General features: G+C 65.7%; 16 protein-coding genes and 1 pseudogene. 11 read left to right on the top strand and 6 right to left on the bottom strand.

Annotated features, from left to right (window positions below; all coding sequences use genetic code 11):
- The coding region (locus RWR81_RS13680; RefSeq protein WP_399498310.1) for a glycine zipper domain-containing protein at positions 1 to 319 on the bottom strand (319 nt) is incomplete at its 3' end.
- Positions 320 to 727: 408 nt separating this feature from the next.
- Here RWR81_RS13680 and RWR81_RS09180 point away from each other — a divergent pair.
- The gene (locus tag RWR81_RS09180; RefSeq protein ID WP_314457071.1) at positions 728 to 2,212 is read left to right on the top strand and encodes a sugar porter family MFS transporter; all 1,485 of its coding nucleotides are present in this window, start codon (positions 728 to 730) and stop codon (positions 2,210 to 2,212) included.
- Positions 2,213 to 2,405: 193 nt separating this feature from the next.
- Here the strand turns inward: RWR81_RS09180 and RWR81_RS09175 are convergent, their stop codons facing one another.
- Positions 2,406 to 2,534: a hypothetical protein gene (locus tag RWR81_RS09175; RefSeq protein WP_314457069.1), complete on the bottom strand. Its 129-nt coding sequence runs from the start codon at positions 2,532 to 2,534 to the stop codon at positions 2,406 to 2,408.
- A gap of 414 nt (positions 2,535 to 2,948) precedes the next feature.
- Here RWR81_RS09175 and RWR81_RS09170 point away from each other — a divergent pair, with 414 nt between their 5' ends.
- Positions 2,949 to 3,878, top strand: coding sequence for a hypothetical protein (locus RWR81_RS09170; protein WP_314457067.1), 930 nt, complete (start codon positions 2,949 to 2,951; stop codon positions 3,876 to 3,878).
- A 36-nt stretch (positions 3,879 to 3,914) separates the two neighbouring features.
- On the opposite strand, the gene RWR81_RS09165 is transcribed toward RWR81_RS09170, so the two are convergent.
- Genes RWR81_RS09165 through RWR81_RS09155 form a run of 3 tightly spaced genes read right to left on the bottom strand, consistent with a single transcriptional unit; the run spans position 3,915 to position 6,045 of the window.
- A complete protein-coding gene (locus RWR81_RS09165; RefSeq protein WP_314457065.1) occupies positions 3,915 to 4,691 on the bottom strand; it encodes an ABC transporter permease in 777 nt (258 codons plus the stop codon).
- Positions 4,688 to 5,500 carry an ABC transporter ATP-binding protein gene (locus tag RWR81_RS09160; protein ID WP_314457064.1) on the bottom strand — a complete coding sequence of 271 codons (813 nt, stop codon included), beginning with the start codon at positions 5,498 to 5,500 and terminating at the stop codon, positions 4,688 to 4,690. Before RWR81_RS09160 ends, RWR81_RS09165 begins: the two co-directional genes overlap by 4 nt.
- Positions 5,497 to 6,045, bottom strand: a complete 549-nt coding sequence (locus RWR81_RS09155) for a TetR family transcriptional regulator (protein WP_314457074.1) — start codon at positions 6,043 to 6,045, stop codon at positions 5,497 to 5,499. The genes RWR81_RS09160 and RWR81_RS09155 overlap by 4 nt, the downstream gene beginning before the upstream one ends.
- 704 nt (positions 6,046 to 6,749) lie before the next feature.
- On the opposite strand from RWR81_RS09155, the gene RWR81_RS09150 reads away from it, so the two are divergent.
- The 7 genes from RWR81_RS09150 to RWR81_RS09120 all read left to right on the top strand — a co-directional run bounded on the left by RWR81_RS09150 (position 6,750) and on the right by RWR81_RS09120 (position 13,367).
- Positions 6,750 to 7,157, top strand: coding sequence for a GntR family transcriptional regulator (locus RWR81_RS09150; protein WP_009402921.1), 408 nt, complete (start codon positions 6,750 to 6,752; stop codon positions 7,155 to 7,157).
- Entirely contained in the window at positions 7,154 to 8,086 is a 933-nt protein-coding gene (locus RWR81_RS09145; RefSeq protein ID WP_314457063.1) for an ABC transporter ATP-binding protein, read from the top strand. Before RWR81_RS09150 ends, RWR81_RS09145 begins: the two co-directional genes overlap by 4 nt.
- Before the next feature lie 37 nt (positions 8,087 to 8,123).
- Positions 8,124 to 8,777, top strand: a complete 654-nt coding sequence (locus RWR81_RS09140) for an ABC-2 transporter permease (RefSeq protein WP_314457062.1) — start codon at positions 8,124 to 8,126, stop codon at positions 8,775 to 8,777.
- A 224-nt stretch (positions 8,778 to 9,001) separates the two neighbouring features.
- On the top strand, positions 9,002 to 9,976 hold the full coding sequence (gene nrdF, locus RWR81_RS09135; protein WP_314457061.1) for a class 1b ribonucleoside-diphosphate reductase subunit beta: 975 nt from the start codon (positions 9,002 to 9,004) through the stop codon (positions 9,974 to 9,976).
- Positions 9,977 to 10,186: 210 nt separating this feature from the next.
- Entirely contained in the window at positions 10,187 to 10,918 is a 732-nt protein-coding gene (locus RWR81_RS09130; RefSeq protein WP_314457060.1) for a hypothetical protein, read from the top strand.
- Positions 10,919 to 11,097: 179 nt separating this feature from the next.
- Positions 11,098 to 12,537: an LssY C-terminal domain-containing protein gene (locus RWR81_RS09125; RefSeq protein WP_314457058.1), complete on the top strand. Its 1,440-nt coding sequence runs from the start codon at positions 11,098 to 11,100 to the stop codon at positions 12,535 to 12,537.
- A complete protein-coding gene (locus RWR81_RS09120) occupies positions 12,534 to 13,367 on the top strand; it encodes a hypothetical protein (protein ID WP_314457057.1) in 834 nt (277 codons plus the stop codon). The genes RWR81_RS09125 and RWR81_RS09120 overlap by 4 nt, the downstream gene beginning before the upstream one ends.
- 25 nt (positions 13,368 to 13,392) lie before the next feature.
- On the opposite strand, the gene RWR81_RS09115 is transcribed toward RWR81_RS09120, so the two are convergent.
- Positions 13,393 to 14,376 (bottom strand): LacI family DNA-binding transcriptional regulator, encoded by a 984-nt coding sequence (locus RWR81_RS09115; RefSeq protein ID WP_314457056.1) that lies wholly within the window; start codon positions 14,374 to 14,376, stop codon positions 13,393 to 13,395.
- Positions 14,377 to 14,628: 252 nt separating this feature from the next.
- Between RWR81_RS09115 and RWR81_RS09110 the strand changes: the two genes are divergently transcribed.
- Together RWR81_RS09110 and RWR81_RS09105 are read left to right on the top strand one after the other, a co-directional pair.
- Positions 14,629 to 17,796: a glycoside hydrolase family 2 TIM barrel-domain containing protein gene (locus RWR81_RS09110; RefSeq protein ID WP_314457055.1), complete on the top strand. Its 3,168-nt coding sequence runs from the start codon at positions 14,629 to 14,631 to the stop codon at positions 17,794 to 17,796.
- Positions 17,793 to 17,963: pseudogene (locus RWR81_RS09105) on the top strand (MFS transporter); the annotation flags it as partial. The gene RWR81_RS09110 and the pseudogene RWR81_RS09105, both read left to right, overlap by 4 nt.

Here is a 17,963-nt window from a genome sequence, read left to right as displayed (position 1 = left end):
CGCCGTCTCCTTTGCCGAGTGACTCCGCCACGACGGACCCGACAGCGGACCCGACAGCGGACCCGACGACGGACCCGACGACGGACCCGACAGCGGACCCGACGACGGACCCGACGACGGACCCGACAGCGGACCCGACGACGGACCCGACGACGGACCCGAGTGATTCCGCCACGATGGATGGCCCGTCTTCGTCCGGCAGTGACCCGGCGGTGTCGGGTTCGGCGTCTGGGGATTCCAGTGATCCTGCGGGAGGTCCGTTGGCCAGTACTGGTGTCAGGATTGGTCTGCCGTTGGCGGTCGCCGTGTTCGCCGTCATGGGAGGAGCTCTGCTGGTGAGTCGTCGCCGCGCCTGATGCCGGCTAACAGTTCTCTCTTCTCTGAGGGGGAGGCCCCCGAGCCCACCTGAGTTGTGCACTCAGGTGGGCTCGGGTGTGCTGTCGTCTGCCACCAGTCGCGCTAGCTGGTGAGCGGTGCTGCGCTGACCGGGGTCGCCATGGGGGGTCGGTGCGGGTGAAGGTGCTCGTTGCTTGGATAAATCGCTTAGGTGTCAAGGACCAGGGTCCTGACCGGACGGCGTCGAATCAGACAGAAGACAGGGGCATAGAAATGGACAGCAAAACGGTTCTTATGGCGCCCGACACAGTCGTAACCTGAGGGAGTCCGCCATGCCGCACGGCATGAAGCGAGTGCCGTGCGCGACTCTTCCGACGTCAGGAAACACACCATGGCAGAGTCCTCCCAGTCGTCACCGTCCTCCTCCTCACGGCCGCCGACCACATCCTCACCCGCCTCGACCTTGGATGATCCGGGTTCCACCGTCAGTCGTATCAATGCCCGGATCATCGGCATCTGTGTGGCCGCGGCCCTGGGCGGGTTCCTCTTCGGGTTTGACACCGCCGTCATCAACGGCGCCGTCGACGCCCTCTCCGACCAGTTCGCCCTCAGCGATGCCCTCAAGGGCTTCTCCGTCTCCTCAGCGCTCATCGGCTGCACGGTCGGTGCCTGGTTCGCCGGGCCGGTCTCCAACCGGATGGGGCGGGTGCCGGTCATGCTCATCGCCGCGATCATGTTCTTGGCATCCGCACTCGGCTCGGGGCTGGCCTTCGGCGTCATCGACTTCATCGTGTGGCGCGTGGTGGGTGGCCTGGGCGTGGGGGCGGCCTCCGTCATCGCCCCGGCATACATCGCCGAGGTCTCCCCGGCGAGTGTGCGCGGTCGCCTGGGCTCCCTCCAGCAGCTGGCCATCGTCGTCGGCATCTTCTCCTCCCTGCTGGCCGACGCCTGGTTCTCCGGCCATGCGGGCGGGGCCGCCAAGGAGCTGTGGCTGGGGATGGAGGCCTGGCGGTGGATGTTCATCGCCGAGGCCCTGCCCGCCCTCGTCTACGGGATCTTCGCCTTCCGGCTGCCGGAGTCCCCGCGGTTCCTGGTGGCGCGCGGCGACTACGACAAGGCCTCTCAGGTGCTCTACGACTTCACCGGCATCATCAACGTCAACCTCAAGATCGAGGAGATCCGCTCCACCATCGACTCCGAGAAGCGCGAATCCCTGTCCGACCTGCGTGGGGCGGCGCTGGGGCTCAAACCGATCGTCTGGGTGGGCATCCTTTTGTCCGTTTTCCAGCAGTTCGTGGGCATCAACGTCATCTTCTACTACTCGACGACGCTGTGGCGCACCGTGGGCTTCCAGGAGTCCGACGCTCTGACCATCACGGTCATCACGTCGGTGACCAACATCGTGGTGACGATCCTGGCGATCCTCCTGGTGGACAAGGTTGGGCGCCGGCCCATGCTGCTGGCCGGGTCATTGTTCATGACGATCTCGCTGGGGCTCATGGCGCTGGCCTTCTCCTTCGCCAACGTCAGCGGTGGCGAGGTAACCCTGGAGGCGCCGTGGTCGCCGATCGCGCTGGTGGCGGCCAACCTGTTCGTCGTGGCCTTCGGAGCGACCTGGGGGCCGCTCGTGTGGGTGCTGCTGGGTGAGATGTTCCCCAACCGGATCCGCGCCGGGGCGCTGGCGGTGGCTGCCGCGGCCCAGTGGGTGGCGAACTTCTTCATTTCCACCACCTTCCCGACCTTCTCCAGCATCAGCCTGACCTTCGCCTACGGCTTCTACGCCGTCTTCGCGCTGCTGTCCCTCATCTTCGTCTTCTTCCGGGTGCCCGAGACCAAGGGCAAGGAGCTCGAGGAGATGGAGGACCTGGCGATTTGAGGCGAGCTGGAACCTACGAAGCCAGGTCCGTGATCGTCACCTTTCGCTTGAGGCTGTGTCCCCAGATGCATTCCGTCCGATTCTTGAAATATGTTCTCCTCTCAGGAATTATTAAAGTCGGAGATATCCAGGTTGTAATGCGGGTTGTCTAAATTCTTGGGGTCGAGCTGCGTGATGTGAAAGAGAGATGGGTTTAAGGCTCGACAGGGAGGTCTGTGATCTTCTGGGCGCGGACGGAGATGGTGGTGACTCGGGCGATGAGGTCCAGGAGGTAGTGGGGCAGTGCCGAAGCGGTGGGGCGGCCGCCCGCACCTTCGCTCATCCAGTGGTGTGAGCCCGACAGATGAGGTTCCTGGTTGGATGTGGTTGGTGTCCCCGTGAACGGGGAGTTCTCCCCGTTCGTGCTGGCGGGCTGACGCCTTACGATGACCTTATGGTTCGTCAGCGACGCAGCGTCATCCGGTTCTTCCTGATTGCTCTCTTCCTGGCGTGTCCGAGTGGTGCGGTGAGATTCTGATGGATCCCGCGAGGGTGTCTGCAGTGAGATTGCGACGGCATTGTCATCTCGTGACGCGCTGCTGCAGCCGATCGGATTTCGCTTCCTCATCATGAGGCACGCTACGCCATTGAGTTGCAATATTGGGTGGGGTTGGGTGCCCACATGACGAGTAAGGGTGTTGAGTAAAAAATTCCTCATCGATATCGTGGCTGTGAGTGAAAACGTGATGATCCTGGTGTGGCCGCGGAGACGAAGAGAAAGAATCGAATAGTTATGAATATTCGGCGTCGTGGAGTGCTGGTCTTAGGTACCGTATCTCTTGCTTCCGCCACGGTCGGATGTGGGCAATTGATCCATGGTCGTGAGATCCCCAAGTATCTTTCCGACTTTGATGGCGTCACGTCTGTGGAAAAAGTCGATACGGAGCACTGGTACTATGCCTGGAATGTCACCCTCGAGAACGATCCCCCCGTGGAGTCGGTTCTCGCGATTGTTCGCAGTACTTCTAATAAGTTGGCGAGCGATGTGAAGCTGTATGTCGGATGGGTTCAGGGTACGACGTCCATGACCTGCCACTTGCCGATGGGGACTGCTGAAAAAGTGCTGCCAGTTGTCATGGGAGCGGTTTCTCCCGAGATGGAGAGTGTGCGTGTGACTGAGGAGCAGGTTTCAATCGGGTACCTCGATGTTGAGGTCCTCTCGGATGATTTCATCTTGCCGTCGACGTCGCCGCTGTTAGGTGCCGATATGCCGAGCGTGATGCAGGGTGTGTCAGTCGGCGAATCGAGTTGCTCTGTCACGCAGTTCAGGGGCGCTGACCTCTCCTCTGTCCCACTCAAGGCTGTGATGGAGACTGTTGCATCGGATGAAAAAGTTAAAATGTTCGTGCATCTAGAGGCGGACGATCCTGTCAGTAAGAAGACCTGTTTGAGGGTGAATCGCAAGGAGGGTGTGAATGTCGATTCCGCCGCCTCGGTTCTGGGGGTGGTCCTTGGCAACCAGGCGCTTCAGAGAGTTGAGTTGGATGTCATGATGAATGGCGGCCAGGACTCTGAGACTGTCGCCTTCGAGATGGAGGCCGGCGCCGTCATCGGCAGCGGTGACCCGCCCGAGCAGGGCGCGGCCATTCTCGCCGCGGTGCAGCAGGTGGCAGCCTCCTCGTCGTGATGGAGCAGTAGATGGCGTATTCCAAGCGTATTGAGCTCAGTCGGCGCCCAGCTGGAGGCGGTCCCACGTGTGAAGCGTGAGCCAGGCCCCGATCGCGGCGGTCATCACCGGAACTACCAGCAGCAATGCGCTGACATCATCGTGGTCCATGGTCCAGGCAACCGGGATCGACCATGGGGTGTAGGCGCCGAGGCCGAATCCGGCGGCCAGGTTGGTGATGACCAGGATCGCCAGTGTCAGCCCGATGCCGGCCAGGTAGCCGCGCCACCACGTCGCCGCCCACATGACCGGCAGGACAGCGGCGCCGAGCATCACCGAGACAAGCAACAACGTCGCGAAGCAGCCGGCGGCTCCTGCCACTCCCAGGCCGAGCAGTAACCCCGCCGTCATCAGTAGTGCCGCTTCTCCGGCTCCCAGCAGAACCGCCCAGGACAGAGTCACCACCATCTTCGCCGTCGCAATGGTGCGCAGGGTCGGCGGGATGGCGAACAGGCCCACAATGGTTCCGTCGGTGAACTCCCGCCCCACACTCCAGGACATCACCACGCCCACCGCCAGGAGGATCGTCGCGCTCACGCTCGTCGCCCCCAGACCGGTGTAGCCGTCCCAGCCGGGCGAGGTCACCATGGACGCCGCCTTCCGCCCCATGTCGGTGTCTCCGGCATATATCGCGGCGGCATAACCGCCGGCCGTGGTGACCACGACCAGGGTGAGGGCGGCGATCGTCGCCACGCGCGTCACTGTGGCCCGAGCCAGTTTGCGGGCCTCCAGGCCGATCACGATCCCGAGAGCGTTGCGATCTGTTCTCATCATGAGGCCTCCCGCCCCTCTTGCGTCCAGTCCACGTCCGAGGACCGCCCTGATCCGGGCTCCAGAGCATCCCGGTCCGCTGCCAGGACGATGTCGAAGAAGACGCGCTCAAGGTCCAAGCCTCCGGGCCTGCCCGGCTCGCCGGGTGTGATGGTGTCGATGACTCGTCCCCGGTGCAGGATGTCGACCCGGTCGGCGATGCGCGTCAGCTCATCGAAGTGGTGCCCGGTCACCAGCACCGAGCCGCCGCGCCGTGTCACCTCCCGCAGCAACGCCCGAAATCCGACGACGGCGAGCGGATCCAGCCCGTTGGTCGGCTCATCGAGGATGACGACGTCCGGCTCATGCGCCAGGGCGCCGATCAGCCCCACCTTCTGGCGCGTGCCCAGCGACAGGCGACGCACAGGCGTGTCGAGCCAGCCGGTCAGCGCCAGCGCCTCACTCATCCGTGCCGTGAGCCTCCCTGCGCGCTCGGTATCGGCACCGTGCAGGCGCGCGGCCGCCAAGATGTTCTGCCGGGCCGTGAGCTCGGGGTAGGACAACGGAGTCTCCACCAGGTGGCCCACCCGCCGCCAGGCATCCCTGGGGCAGGAGGCGATATCGCGCCCGTGCAGAAGGACCCTTCCAGCGTCGGGACGCAGCATGCCGAGGATGACGCGCAGGGTCGTGGTCTTCCCGGCGCCATTGAGACCTACGACGGCGCGGCACTCGCCCTCGGCGAGTGAGAGACTGAGGCCGTGTAGAACGGGCTTCCTCCGCAAGGCAACACGGACACCCTCAACTTCCAGGGCCGGAGCTGCTGTGCTGCTCATGATTCCCCCAGGAGGCTGAGAAGACCTCGACTGAGAACGGTTACCGCGTCTCCGTCGGTACTGGTGGCCGTACCGGTTGCTCCGGCGTCGGGCGCGTTGTTCTCACCGGCCCAGACGAGCAGGAGACTGGTGGTGGCCCCCATGACGGCACCGGCTGCGGCCCTGGCCGCTGCGTCGTCGACGCCCGGAACGATGAGCGCCTCGGCGATGGCTCGTTCGGTCTCCTGGCTCGCGGCTCGCGCGGCAGCCGACAGCGACGGCGTACGAGCCGCCAGGCGGATACGGTCCCGGAACTCCCGCGAGGACATCTCCTCGCGTGCCGACTCCCGATCCATCGCCGCAATGAGGCCGCGCACCGCCCGGGTCAGCGGACGCCACCGCCGCGGCTGAGCGCGCACCGCCTCGGCAATGAGTGGATCGAACATGTCTGCCACCACCACGGCCTCCTTGGTGGGGAAGTGGCGGAAGAAGGTCATATGGGAGACCCCGGCGGCCTTGGCGATCGCGGTGACCGGGACGGTATCGAACCCCTGCTCGGCGAACATCCTCAGGGAGGTCCGACGGAGCAGGTCGGCGGTTGATGTACGGGAACTCACGGAAGCAATGTTAGTCAGTCACAAAATGTTAGTCAATAACATTCGCTGGCCAGAATCCTCCCCTCCTTCAGGGGGTCCGGCTGTCTGATCCACACCGGAGTCCCCACTCGATGGAGATGGGATCCTTTGAGATGAAGACGTCCATGACGGGCCTGCAGGTGAGTCCGTGGGGTGCCGTCGTGGACAACGCGAACGCAGGTGACCGGTGTGTCTGTGAAAGACTCTCAAGGACGCGAAGGAGGCTTGTCCGCTCTGAAGCGGTCGTGGGTGACGCCGGGTCGCTGCTTGTCCTACGGAGCGCCCAGGAATCGTTGAGAGGTCCTGTGGCCGTTTACGGGAGGTGTCCGGGCTGTCTGAGGTGGTCGTCCGGGTGGCCAGTATCGTCGGGGTGACGTGTTCGATCCGTTCGCTGGGGATCAGGTGGTGATCGGTGGGCAGCTCGATCAGCCGCGGCAGGCCGTTTCGTCGGCAACGTTCAGGTTGCCACCGATCATACGGGTCTCTCGGTGTGGACCGAACGTTGGAGCCCGGCTCGACCCATGCGTCACCGTCGCAGCCCTGGTCGGACCGCCGGCCCGGCCGGCCTGCCTCTGGTCGGCGTGAATCCTGAGTGTGAGGTTGCACATGCTGTACATGTGCGATATAAACAGTATGTGCACATTGTCCTCTCCCGGACGTCCGGGACCCCCATGTACGAGCAGATCGTCGATCAGATCCGCCGAGCCATCTGGTCCGGTGACCTGCCCGCCGGGACCTCTCTGCCCTCGCTGCGCCGGCTCGCGAGGGACCTCGAGGTCTCCCTCATCACCACCACCCGCGCCTACAACGACCTCGCAGCGGCCGGCCTCATCGCCAACCAGGCCGGCCGCGGCAGCTTCGTGCTCCCCCAGGACGAGGCCGAGACCCGCGAACGACTTCTCGCCCGGCTGGACTCCCAGCTCGACGACGCCGTCGCCACCGCGCGCCTGGCCGGCCTCGACTTGCCCGACCTCCACGAAAGGACCGCACAACGATGGACCAACGAGACAAAGACCGGCGAGAAGCCGTCCGAGAAGGAATGAACGGCCCGGAGCCCGCGGACGCGGCCCGCCCGGGGCCCGCCGATGCCATCCGCTTGGACGCCGTCGTGCGCCAGCAGGGGACCTTCACCCTGGGGCCCCTTGACATGACCGTGCCCAGCGGCCTGGTCACCGGCTTCGTCGGCCCCAATGGGGCCGGCAAGACCACCGCCATCAAGGCGATGCTTGGTATGGTCGGCATCGATGCCGGTTCGATCAGCGTGCTCGACGGCGCCCCCGGGACCCGTCACGGGCGCATCGGCGTCGTCCTGGACTCCCTGGCACTGTCCCGGGACTGGACTGCCGTCTCCGCCGCCCGCAGCCTGGGGCGCTTCTACCCCGACTGGGACCAGGGCCTGCTCGACGACCTCCTGGCCCGGCTGGACGTGCCGGCCCGGGTCAAGGTGAAGAACCTGTCGCGAGGACAAGGCGTCAAGCTTCAGCTCGCCCTCGCCCTTGCCCACCGGCCCGAGCTCCTCATCCTCGACGAGCCGACCTCGGGCCTGGATCCGGTCGCGCGCCTGGAGGTCTTCGACATCCTCCACGACTTCCTCGTCGCTGAGGGGCGGACGGTCCTCTTCTCCACCCACATCACCTCCGACCTGGAGCGAATCGCCGACCACCTCCACATCATCGGGGCCGGTCGCACCCGCTTCGCCGGGCCCCTGCCCGACCTCGTCGAGCAGTGGGCGATGGCCCGCGGACCCGTCTCCGCCCTGACCCCCGAGGTCGAGGCCGTCCTGACCGGAACCCGGCGCAACGGGGCGGGCGCCTTCTCGGGGCTCATCAGGACCGCGGACACCGCCGCCTTCGGCCTCGACGTCCTCATCGAGCCCCCGTCCATCGACGAGGCCGTCGTGGCCATGACCCGTGGCCTGGAGCCCGATCGCCGCAACGCTCGCTCCGTTGCGGAGCTCGCCGAGAAACACTGAGAGAAGCACCGGAAGAATCATCGAAAGAGGCACTGACATGCACGTCATCTGGAACCTGCTGCGCACGGAGCTGTCCGCCCATGCCACCACGCTGCGCAGCTTCGTGGTTGTCGCGGCCATCATCTCCGCGGCGAACCTCGCCATGGGCGGGGCGACGCCGGCCATCGCCGTGTGCATCCTGACAGTCGCCTTCCTGCCCACCTCCCTGTTCGCACAGGACGAGCGCGCACACCTGGATACCATGTACTCGATCCTGCCGGTGACGCGTGCGCAGTTCGTCATCGCCCGCTACCTGTGCGTCGTCCTTGTTGCCGTCGCCGCGACCCTTGTGGGCATTGTCGTCGCACTGATCAACGACGCCGTGCGCGGCCCCGGGGCCGGGATCCCGCCCCTGTCCTTGGCGGGGGTTGCGGGCCTGGCCGTGGCGGCGCTCGGCGCGATCGTCGCCATCCAGCTCCTCCTCTTCTTCTCCCTGGGCTACACGCGCACGGGGATGTACGCCTACGGCGCGACCATGGTCCTCATGTTCGCCTTCGGCTTCCTGATTAAGGAGTTCCCCGATCTGACCGCCACCATCATCCGGTGGGTGGTCTCGTCGTGGACCGGGGTACTCGGACCGGGAATCGCGGTGGCGGTGCTCGCCGTGTCCGCCGCGGGTTCGGTGCGCCTCTACCAGCGTCGGAACCTGTGACGATCTCAGTGCTCTCAGTCGAAAGTCACTGGTGGCGAGGGCGTGGCACGCAGGCCGGCCCCGTCCCTTGAATCGGGGCGAGCGACTGGACTCATAGGGAGCGGGACGGGCTCGCCGTCGCAGGGGCGGCGGGCGCCACAGTCGCCAACCGGTCGGGCGTCGCTGCCGGCCGGGGCCGGCGTCGTAGCATGAGGCCATCTCACCCAAACCTCGGGAGGAAACCGATGCACGAGCCCATCAAGCTGGTCGACCGCGTCCAGGCCATCAACTGGAACCGCCTCACCGACGACAAGGACCTCGAGGTCTGGGACCGCCTCACCGGCAACTTCTGGCTGCCCGAGAAGGTGCCGCTGTCCAACGACGTGCAGTCCTGGGCCACTCTGACCGAGGCCGAGAAGAACATGACCACCCGCGTCTTCACCGGCCTGACCCTCCTGGACACGATCCAGGGCACGGTCGGCGCGGTCTCCCTCATCCCGGACGCCCGCACCCCCCACGAGGAGGCGGTGCTCACCAACATCGCCTTCATGGAGTCGGTCCACGCCCGCTCCTACTCCTCGATCTTCTCCACCCTCATCTCGACGGCGGAGATCGACGAGGCCTTCCGCTGGAGCGAGGAGAACGAGAACCTCCAGCGCAAGGCCCGCATCATCCTGGACTACTACCGCGGTGACGACCCCGAGAAGCGCAAAGTCGCCTCCACCATGCTGGAGTCCTTCCTCTTCTACTCCGGCTTCTACGCCCCCATGTACTGGTCCAGCCACGCCAAGCTGACCAACACCGCCGACCTCATCCGCCTCATCATTCGCGACGAGGCCGTCCACGGCTACTACATCGGCTACAAGTACCAGCTCGCCGTGCGCGAGTCCTCCCCCGAGCGTCAGGCCGAACTCAAGGACTACACCTTCGAGCTGCTCATGGAGCTCTACGACAACGAGGAGCAGTACACCGAGGACCTCTACGACGAGCTCGGCCTGACCGAGGACGTCAAGAAGTTCCTGCGCTACAACGCCAACAAGGCCCTCATGAACCTGGGCTACGAGGCGCTCTTCCCGGCCGACGCCGTCGATGTCAGCCCGGCGATCCTGGCCTCCCTGTCCCCGAACGCCGATGAGAACCACGACTTCTTCTCCGGCTCGGGCTCCTCCTACGTCATGGGCACGGCTGAGGCCACCCAGGACGAGGACTGGGACTTCTGAATGCACCACGCCGACATGGTTGCAAGAACCTTCTTGGGGACGTTCTTGACGTCTCACAAATTGTTAAGGGAATTCGTAGAGAATAAAAAATAAACACGTCTCATGCCGGGAATAGGGTGGGGAGAACTTCCCCGGGCGGTCTCCCCATGGCGGTGGATGTGCGCGCGATGCAGAATTCCGTTATTCGCAGCGCGTTAGAAAGGAACTCCCATGCGCTCCACCATCAAGGCCCTCTCCGTCGTTGCCACTCTTGCCATGGCTGCCGGACTGTCCGCCTGCAACGAGGAGGAGGTGCGCACGCCAGTGACCGCCGATCCCTCCTCAAGCGCCTCCGCTGAGACGGATCCGGATTCGTCGGACGAGGCCGACCCGACCCCGTCCAAGAGCGCCAAGGACTCCAAGGAGACGAAGGGTACGAAGGACCCCAAGGGCAAGGACGACGAGACCTCCAAATCCGGTGCCAAAGGTCAAAAAATCAACCCGGTGACGTTCAAGGACCAGTCGATCGGTCTCACGCAGACCTGTGATCAGGTCATCGAGGACTACGCGGCACCGAAGTACAAGCAAATCAGTCGCGACGACACCGTCTACCTTCTCCACTGCACGCTCGAATTCAATGGAGATGTCGGCTACAGCAGTTTCTCCTCAGAGGTCATGTCGCTCAAGGACAAGACGGACTCCAGTCTCGAGGCGGGTGAGTACGGAGCGTTGCTGGCCGACGACCTGAAGGCCGACGGTCTGGAGACCTTTGACGTCGACGACTACGGGGCCGAGAAGGTCGAGGGATGGTTCGCCTTCGTCTCGGTGGGGAAGCGGGCCAAGCTGAAGCCGTTCTCCGAGGGCGGCACCAGCATCGTCTACAACCGTGAGGACAGCGAGGGCTCGGAGTCAGGGAAGCTCTACCCGGCCTACTCCGACAAGCAGGATCTCGTGCTCAAGTAGTCCCAATGATGTTCCCGTCCCCGGTGGCGCTCCACTCCCCAGTGAAGCCACCTGCTCGCTGCCGCGCCTTCCATCCACGGGTTCGGAGGGCGCGGCGCCGGGTGACAATCTCCGCCGTTCTCAGTGATGGTACGGTGCGACCGGGCATTGCCGCCCTGTCTCTTCGATAACGTGACGTCATGACGACGCCCGAGGTGACTCGCCCCCGCCCGACGGCACCGCCCGTTTACCGGGCCGGCCCATCCAAGATGTCGGAGGTCGACGCACGCTCCTGGGGCATCGACGACGTCCTCGACTCCGTCTTCTTCGCCATCGCCGCCGTCGCCACGCTGTGGCTGGCCTGGCTGCTCATCGGATCGGGATGGCACCTTGAGCCGGCGCTCGTGGTCAACTCCGTGCTGTTCTGGGCGGTCCTGGCCTACCTCGCCCTTCCGCGCCTGCACCAGGTCCTCACCTGGCTCTATGTGCCCGACTACTTCATCGGCCGCACCCGCACGTCCGACGGGCTCCTGGGTGATCCTGTCAATCTCGCCGTCAAGGGCGATGAGGAGGACATCCATGAGGCGATGGTCGCGGCCGGCTGGGTGCGAGCCGATCCCATCACCCTGCGCTCCTCGTGGCGTATCGTCATCTCCTCGTTGCTGCACCGCTCCTACCCCGCCGCCCCCGTGTCCAACCTCCTCCTGTTCGGACGCAAGCAGAGCTTCGCCTATCAGAAGGAGGTCGAGGGTAATCCTGCTCAGCGACACCACATCCGCTTCTGGTACTGCCCGCCCGGATGGGTCCTGCCCGGTGGAGGTCGCGTCGACTGGTTGGCCGCCGCCACCTACGACCGAGCCGTCGGCCTGAGCGTCCTCACCCTCCAGGTCACTCACAAGATCGATGCCGATATCGATATCGAGCGCGACTTCGTCGTCGACGACCTGCGTTGGGCCAATGCCGCCGCCGAGCTTGAGATCTGGCCGGACTTCTTCACCGCTTACCACGACAAGAATGGGGGAGGGGACCGGGTGGTCACCGATGGCGCCCTCCACATTCTCGACCTCAACGAGGTGGTACCCGGGTCGGACTCCGGGCTCTCCCTGCGCCTGGCCCATCTCGCCGACCTTGAGGCCCGACGTCGTCGGCCCAGCCAGCTCGTCATCGCCCTGGTCCTCATCGGGCTCCTGATGGTTGTCGAGCTCGTACGCGCTGCTCGGGTCGACCTCACCGACCTGCTGGAGGTTGCCCCGGTCCCCGGTATGGACCAGGGCGCCATGACCGCTGTCATCGCTCTGATCGCCGTGGTCTCGGCCGTCCTGACACTCATCACTGCCGCCCTGGGTGTGGCGGCCTGGCGAGGGCATCCGCGTGGCCGCATCGCCCTCATGGCCACCCTCGTCCTGAGCATTATCACCGACATGGCTCAGGTCTCCAGCCTCGGGGTCCGCCAGGCCACTCTCGGCCTGGTCGTCACCAGTGCGCTCCAGGTCCTGGCCCTGCTGGCGCTCTCGGCCCGACAGGTTCACGAGTGGGAGCGTTCCCGCAAGGAGGAGCGCCAAGCCGCACGGGCCACCGCCCGAACCGGTGCGCGAACCGACCCGCAGGCCGACCCGAGCGTCGATAGGGTGGATTCATGAGCGAGTATCTGGCAGGGCCGCAGGACGCCAGCACCGGCCGGGCCGGTCAGCGCACCAGTCACGTCGACGCCTCCCGGCCCGTCGATGGTGAGCGTGAGCATGTGCGCTTCGGAATCCCCTTCAACGGTGTCGTCCCCATCTGGCACGACGACGCCTCCATCACCTGGCATCGGTCCGCCGACGGTACCGACTTCTCGAGTGTCCTGGGAATGGGGCTGGTGGAGTCCGAGCCCGGGCCCGCCCAGGCCCCCGCAGGCTGGCAGGAGCGGGTTGAGACCGGCACCCTGACATACTCCGGCCGTCTTCTGCTGCTCAAGGCGGCGACGCCGTCGGGCCGTCGTGCCATCAACGACCCCGGCAACGGCACCCCCATCCCCCTCGATGAGCCGCTGAGCCACGAGGAGGCCATGGAGGGGATCTTCGACGTCGTCGGCTTCGGCATCCATATCGGCCGCATCATGCTGCGTGCCGCACGCGACGGCGGCATCATTCTGTTCACCCTGCGGGCGCCGCGCGACCCTGAGCCCCACCACATCCTGTCCGTGCCCGCGCAGGTCGATGACAGCGGCGTCATGAGCTTCCACCTGGGCACTCTCCAAGAGATGGAGGGCGGCGCCTGGGACGCTGCCCTCCACCGCGATGGTATGACCCTGCTCGATCTCACTGTTCCTTATGCCGACCTCGTGGCCGAAGAGGTCGGCCCGGGTGGCGAAGAGGGGCTCGACGCCGACAGTGTCCTGGAGATGGCCCAGCCGGTCATCCAGTGCATCCTCAAGCCAGGCTTCCCCTTCGCCCTGGGCGCCTCCATGCTCCTGCCTCAGGAGAGCTGAACTGGGCCGGCGCTGCACTGCTCGCTCAGGCGGTTGGCGGGGCGGTCGAGCCGCGCACGAGGAGTTCGGTAGGAATGATGACACTGCGGTTGTCCAGGACGGCGCCGTCCGCCTGCTTCAGCACGAGGCTCACCATCTCGCGGCCGTGCCGCTTGAAGTCCTGACGCACGGTGGTCAGCGGCGGGAAGCTGTACTCGCCCACGGCCAGGCCGTCGAAGCCGACGACGGAGACATCCCTGGGTACGCGCCTGTCCTGCTCGTGCATGGCCCGGATGAGTCCCAGGGCCAGTTCGTCGTTGGCGCAGAAGACGGCTGTCACCTCCGGGTCCGCGGCCAGGCGCAGGCCGGCCTCGTACCCGGCCGCGGCCTCCCAGCCTCCGGGCACCGCCTCGGGAACGGGGACCCCCGCCTCCTGCAGAGTCCTGCTCCAGGTGGCTTTGCGGATGAGACTGGACTGAGAGTCCTCGGGCCCGCACACGTGGTGGACGGTGCGGTGCCCCAGCTCCAGAAGGTGCTTAACGGCGTGACGCACTCCGCCGACCTGGTCCGCACTGGCCGAGGGGTAGTAGTCCACGAGCGTGGAGTCCGAGACCGCCACCGGCAGTGACGGCGGCAGGATCAGGTGCTCGCGCCCGGCCCGGCCCGCCTGCACGACGACGAGCCCATCGATGGCTTGGTGGGAGAGCCGGTAGACGGCCTCGCGCAGTTCCTCGGAGGCGGGGCGTTCCACCTGGACGAGGTTGACGGCGTAGTCGACGGCGGTGGCCGCTTCCAGTACGCCCGCAGTGGTCAGAGCCTCCCCGGTGCGATGGATCTGCTGGGTCAGCACTCCGATCGTCTTGAATGACCCGCGTCGCAGGGCTTGTGCGGCACGGTTGGGGGAGTAGCCGAGCTGATTCATCGCCCGCAGGACCCGCTCGCGGGTATCGGGTCGGACATGCGCCGATCCTGCCGCCACGCGTGAGACCGTCTGTGCTGAGACGCCGGCCAGGTGAGCTACATCACTCATTGATGGCGCTCCCTGCGCGCCTCGACTCCGCCCTGGCATGACGCGAGGCTATCAGGAGTGTCAGAGGTGCCCGCATTCTGACTATATGGTGACGTTACCAAAATTGGCCCCCTTCGGTCTGATAAAGCCGAGATTCTGTCGGTAGATCTGACTCACAAGTGCAGATCTCGTCTACTATGTTAACGTCAACATAAAGACGTCGCACCGGTGCACGTTCTCTGTTCCCCGCCAACCCCTCAAGGGAGCCGAACAATGATCGTTCCTAGACACTTCGAGGACCTCGGCGTCCTCCACGAACACACGCTGCCGTCCCGCGCCTATTACGTGCCCGCCTCCCGTCGCATCGCCACCAGCCCCTGGAGACGGGAGGACTCCGACCGCTTCCACCTGCTCAGCGGGCAGTGGGCCTTCAAGTACCTGCCCAGCATCCATGAGCTGACCGAGGCCTTCTGGGAGCAAGAAGCCCCCGAGGTCGCCGATAAGAGCGATGAGCCTGCCCCCGCCGTCCCGGAGGGCTTCACCATGATTCAGGTGCCCAGTACCTGGCAGCACCTCGGATACGACCACCACCAGTACACCAACGTCCGCTACCCCATCCCCTTCGATCCGCCCCACGTGCCCCAGGACAACCCCTGCGGCGCTTACATCCGAGACTTCGAGTACACCCCGGATCCGGCTGCACCCAGCACCTATCTGACTTTCGAGGGCGTGGACTCCTGCTTCTACGTGTGGCTCAACGGCACCTACGTCGGCTACAGCCAGGTCTCCCACGCCACCGCCGAGTTCGACGTCACCGAGCTCGTCCGCCCCGGCGCCAACCGCCTGGCCGTGCTGGTGCTCAAGTGGTGCGACGGCACCTATCTGGAGGACCAGGACAAGTTCCGCACCTCCGGCATCTTCCGCGACGTCTACCTCCTGCACCGTCCGGAGGCGGTGCTGTTCGACTACGTCACCACCACCTCGCTCGGCCCGGTGGTCGGCACCGGCTTCGACGCCGGCCCGGCCACCGCCCTCGTCAGGATCCAGGGCGCCTACCGGGGCGGTGCCGTCCCCACCTCCGTCGAGCTCGTCGACCACGACGGCGCAGTGGTGGCCGCCGGTGAGTTGGAGCCCTTCGCCGGCGATGACGGATACACCCACCGCGCCCGGCTCACCGTCGAGGCTCCCCGCCTGTGGAGCGCCGAGGACCCCTACCTCTACACCCTGACCCTTACCACGCCCGACGAGGTCATCACCGACCGAGTGGGTATCCGTGAGATCGAGGTGAGTGACGCCGTCGTGCACCTCAACGGCAGGCCCATCACCTTGAGGGGCGTCAATCGGCACGACTCCGACCCGGCTACCGGGCCCGTCGTCGGCCTGGAGCACATGCAGTGGGACCTGCGCCTGATGAAGGAGCACAACATCAACGCGGTGCGCAGCTCCCACTACCCCAACGATCCGCGTTTCTACCAGCTGTGTGACGAGTACGGCTTCTACGTCATGTCCGAGGCCGACAACGAGAGTCACGGCACCCAGACCCGGTTCCTGGCCGACCCGTCCTGGGAGAACCAGGTCGAGCACTGGAACGAGCCCATCGCCGACAATCCCGCCTGGGCCGAGGCCACCGTCGACCGGATGAAACTGTGTGTCCACCGGGAGAAGAATCGTCCCAGCATCATCTCCTGGTCCGCGGGCAACGAGTGCTCCTACGGCTGCACCCTTGAGGCGGCGCTCTTCTGGGCCAAGGAGTTCGACCCCACGCGGCTCACCCATTACGAGAGCTCCTACTACCGCGACTCCAAGCGTCGCTACGACTACTCCTGCATCGACCTGTACAGCCGCATGTACCCCGGCATCGAGGAGATCCGCGACTACCTCGATTCCGACCCGGACAAGCCCTTCATCCTCGTGGAGTACTGCCACGCCATGGGCAACGGTCCCGGCGATCTCGAGGACTACTGGGAGATCATCCGGGCTGACGAGCGCATGTGCGGCGGCTTCGTGTGGGAGTGGTGCGACCACGCGGTCACCGCCGGCACCAGCGACGACGGCCGGCCGGTCCACCTCTACGGAGGCGACCACGACGAGGCCGTCCACGACGGCAACTTCTGCGTCGACGGGCTCGTCTCGCCCGACCGGGTCCCCCACCCGGGGTTGGCCGAGCTGAAGAATGTCCAGCGGCCCGCCCGCGTCGTCGAGTACGACCAGGACGAGGGTCTGCTCACCATCCACAACGACCTCGATCACATGGACCTGTCGCAGTACGCCCGCATCTCGTGGGAGGTGCGCTGCGACGGTGTCGTTGTGGATCGCGGGGATACCGACCTGACCGATCCCGTCCCACCGCGCACGAGTGTCATGCTGCGTTGTGAGCCGAGCGTCCCACCCGCCGGGCGCTGCCACTTGTTGGTCACCTACCGGCTCGCGCGTCCCGAACCGTTGCTGCCCGCCGGGCACATCCTGGGCTTCGATGAGATTCCGCTGCGCAATGCCGACAGGCGCCACCGATGGGTCGCCGCGCTCGCCGGCCGCCCCATTGGCGAGACCCGCCTACCGGTCAAGCGCGAAGGGACTCGGATCGAGATCGACAGCGACAAGCTGCGCTGCGCCATCGATACGCGCACCGGCCTGCCAGTGTCCCTGAGCACGGAGGGTCGTGAGCTCCTGGAACGCCCGGTCGAGCTCAACATTTGGCGGGCGCCCACCGACAACGACCGCCACGTGCGCCTGGAGTGGGAGCGGGCCCGTTACCACCAGGCCGTGGCCCACGCCTACGGCGTCGACGTCGAGGAGGAGCCCGGACGCGTCACCATCAGCGCCGACGTCGGCCTCGTGGCGCCCTCGGTCCAGCCCGCCCTGCGCGGGCGACTCATCTGGAGTCTCACCGATGACGGAGTCCTGGGCCTGAGCCTGTTACTGCGCCGGACGCTGGGCTTCCCCAGTCTGCCGCGCCTGGGGCTGCGCCTCTTCCTGCCCGAGTCCATGAACCGGATCGACTACTACGGCCTGGGACCGTTCGAGAGCTACATCGACAAATGTCGCGCCAGTCACCACGGGGCCTTCAGCGCCGACGTCGTCGATCTCCACGAGGACTACATCCGCCCCCAGGAGAACGGCAGTCACGCCGACTGCAACAAGGTCGCCGTCTCCGGAGACGGCCTGAGTCTGGCCGTCGTCGGGCGGACCCCCTTCTCCTTCAACGCCTCCCGCTACACGCAGGAGGAACTGGCCGCCCGGCGGCGCAACACCGAGCTGACGCCGTCGGGCAGCACGGTCCTGTGCCTGGACGCCGCGATGGCCGGCATCGGGTCCAACAGCTGCGGTCCTGCCCTGCGGCCCCGATACCAGGTCGACAGCCAGGAGCTGGGGATGGAGGTCCATTTCCTGCTCAATCCCCTTATTACCCACACCAGCACTCACAACGAGGTGAAGCCATGAGTAGCGAGTCCGCCGGCAAGAAGACCGGCGCCCCCACCGCAGGAACCGGGCTGGAGGCGGCCGGCGAGAGAAAGTACCTGAAGTGGTACAACAAGGTGGGCTACGGATCGGGCGACGTGGCCGGCAACGTCGTCTACGTGCTCCTGTCCGCCTTCGTCATGATCTAC

Origin of the sequence: uncultured Actinomyces sp. (genome assembly GCF_963526355.1) — a bacterium.
In the GTDB taxonomy this organism is placed as follows: Bacteria; Actinomycetota; Actinomycetes; order Actinomycetales; family Actinomycetaceae; genus Actinomyces.
The sequence above is the reverse complement of the archived record's forward strand: the minus strand, read 5'-3'. Positions and strand labels throughout refer to the sequence as shown.

Bases quoted from the DNA above. Each gene is read 5' to 3' on its own strand.
- RWR81_RS09180 (WP_314457071.1), top strand. From the start codon at position 728: ATGGCAGAGTCCTCCCAGTCGTCACCGTCCTCCTCCTCACGGCCGCCG.
- RWR81_RS09175 (WP_314457069.1), bottom strand. From the start codon at position 2,534: ATGAGCGAAGGTGCGGGCGGCCGCCCCACCGCTTCGGCACTGCCCCAC.
- RWR81_RS09165 (WP_314457065.1), bottom strand. From the start codon at position 4,691: ATGATGAGAACAGATCGCAACGCTCTCGGGATCGTGATCGGCCTGGAG.
- RWR81_RS09160 (WP_314457064.1), bottom strand. From the start codon at position 5,500: ATGAGCAGCACAGCAGCTCCGGCCCTGGAAGTTGAGGGTGTCCGTGTT.
- RWR81_RS09155 (WP_314457074.1), bottom strand. From the start codon at position 6,045: ATGTTCGCCGAGCAGGGGTTCGATACCGTCCCGGTCACCGCGATCGCC.
- RWR81_RS09145 (WP_314457063.1), top strand. From the start codon at position 7,154: ATGAACGGCCCGGAGCCCGCGGACGCGGCCCGCCCGGGGCCCGCCGAT.
- RWR81_RS09140 (WP_314457062.1), top strand. From the start codon at position 8,124: ATGCACGTCATCTGGAACCTGCTGCGCACGGAGCTGTCCGCCCATGCC.
- nrdF (WP_314457061.1), top strand. From the start codon at position 9,002: ATGCACGAGCCCATCAAGCTGGTCGACCGCGTCCAGGCCATCAACTGG.
- RWR81_RS09130 (WP_314457060.1), top strand. From the start codon at position 10,187: ATGCGCTCCACCATCAAGGCCCTCTCCGTCGTTGCCACTCTTGCCATG.
- RWR81_RS09125 (WP_314457058.1), top strand. From the start codon at position 11,098: ATGACGACGCCCGAGGTGACTCGCCCCCGCCCGACGGCACCGCCCGTT.
- RWR81_RS09120 (WP_314457057.1), top strand. From the start codon at position 12,534: ATGAGCGAGTATCTGGCAGGGCCGCAGGACGCCAGCACCGGCCGGGCC.
- RWR81_RS09115 (WP_314457056.1), bottom strand. From the start codon at position 14,376: ATGAGTGATGTAGCTCACCTGGCCGGCGTCTCAGCACAGACGGTCTCA.
- RWR81_RS09110 (WP_314457055.1), top strand. From the start codon at position 14,629: ATGATCGTTCCTAGACACTTCGAGGACCTCGGCGTCCTCCACGAACAC.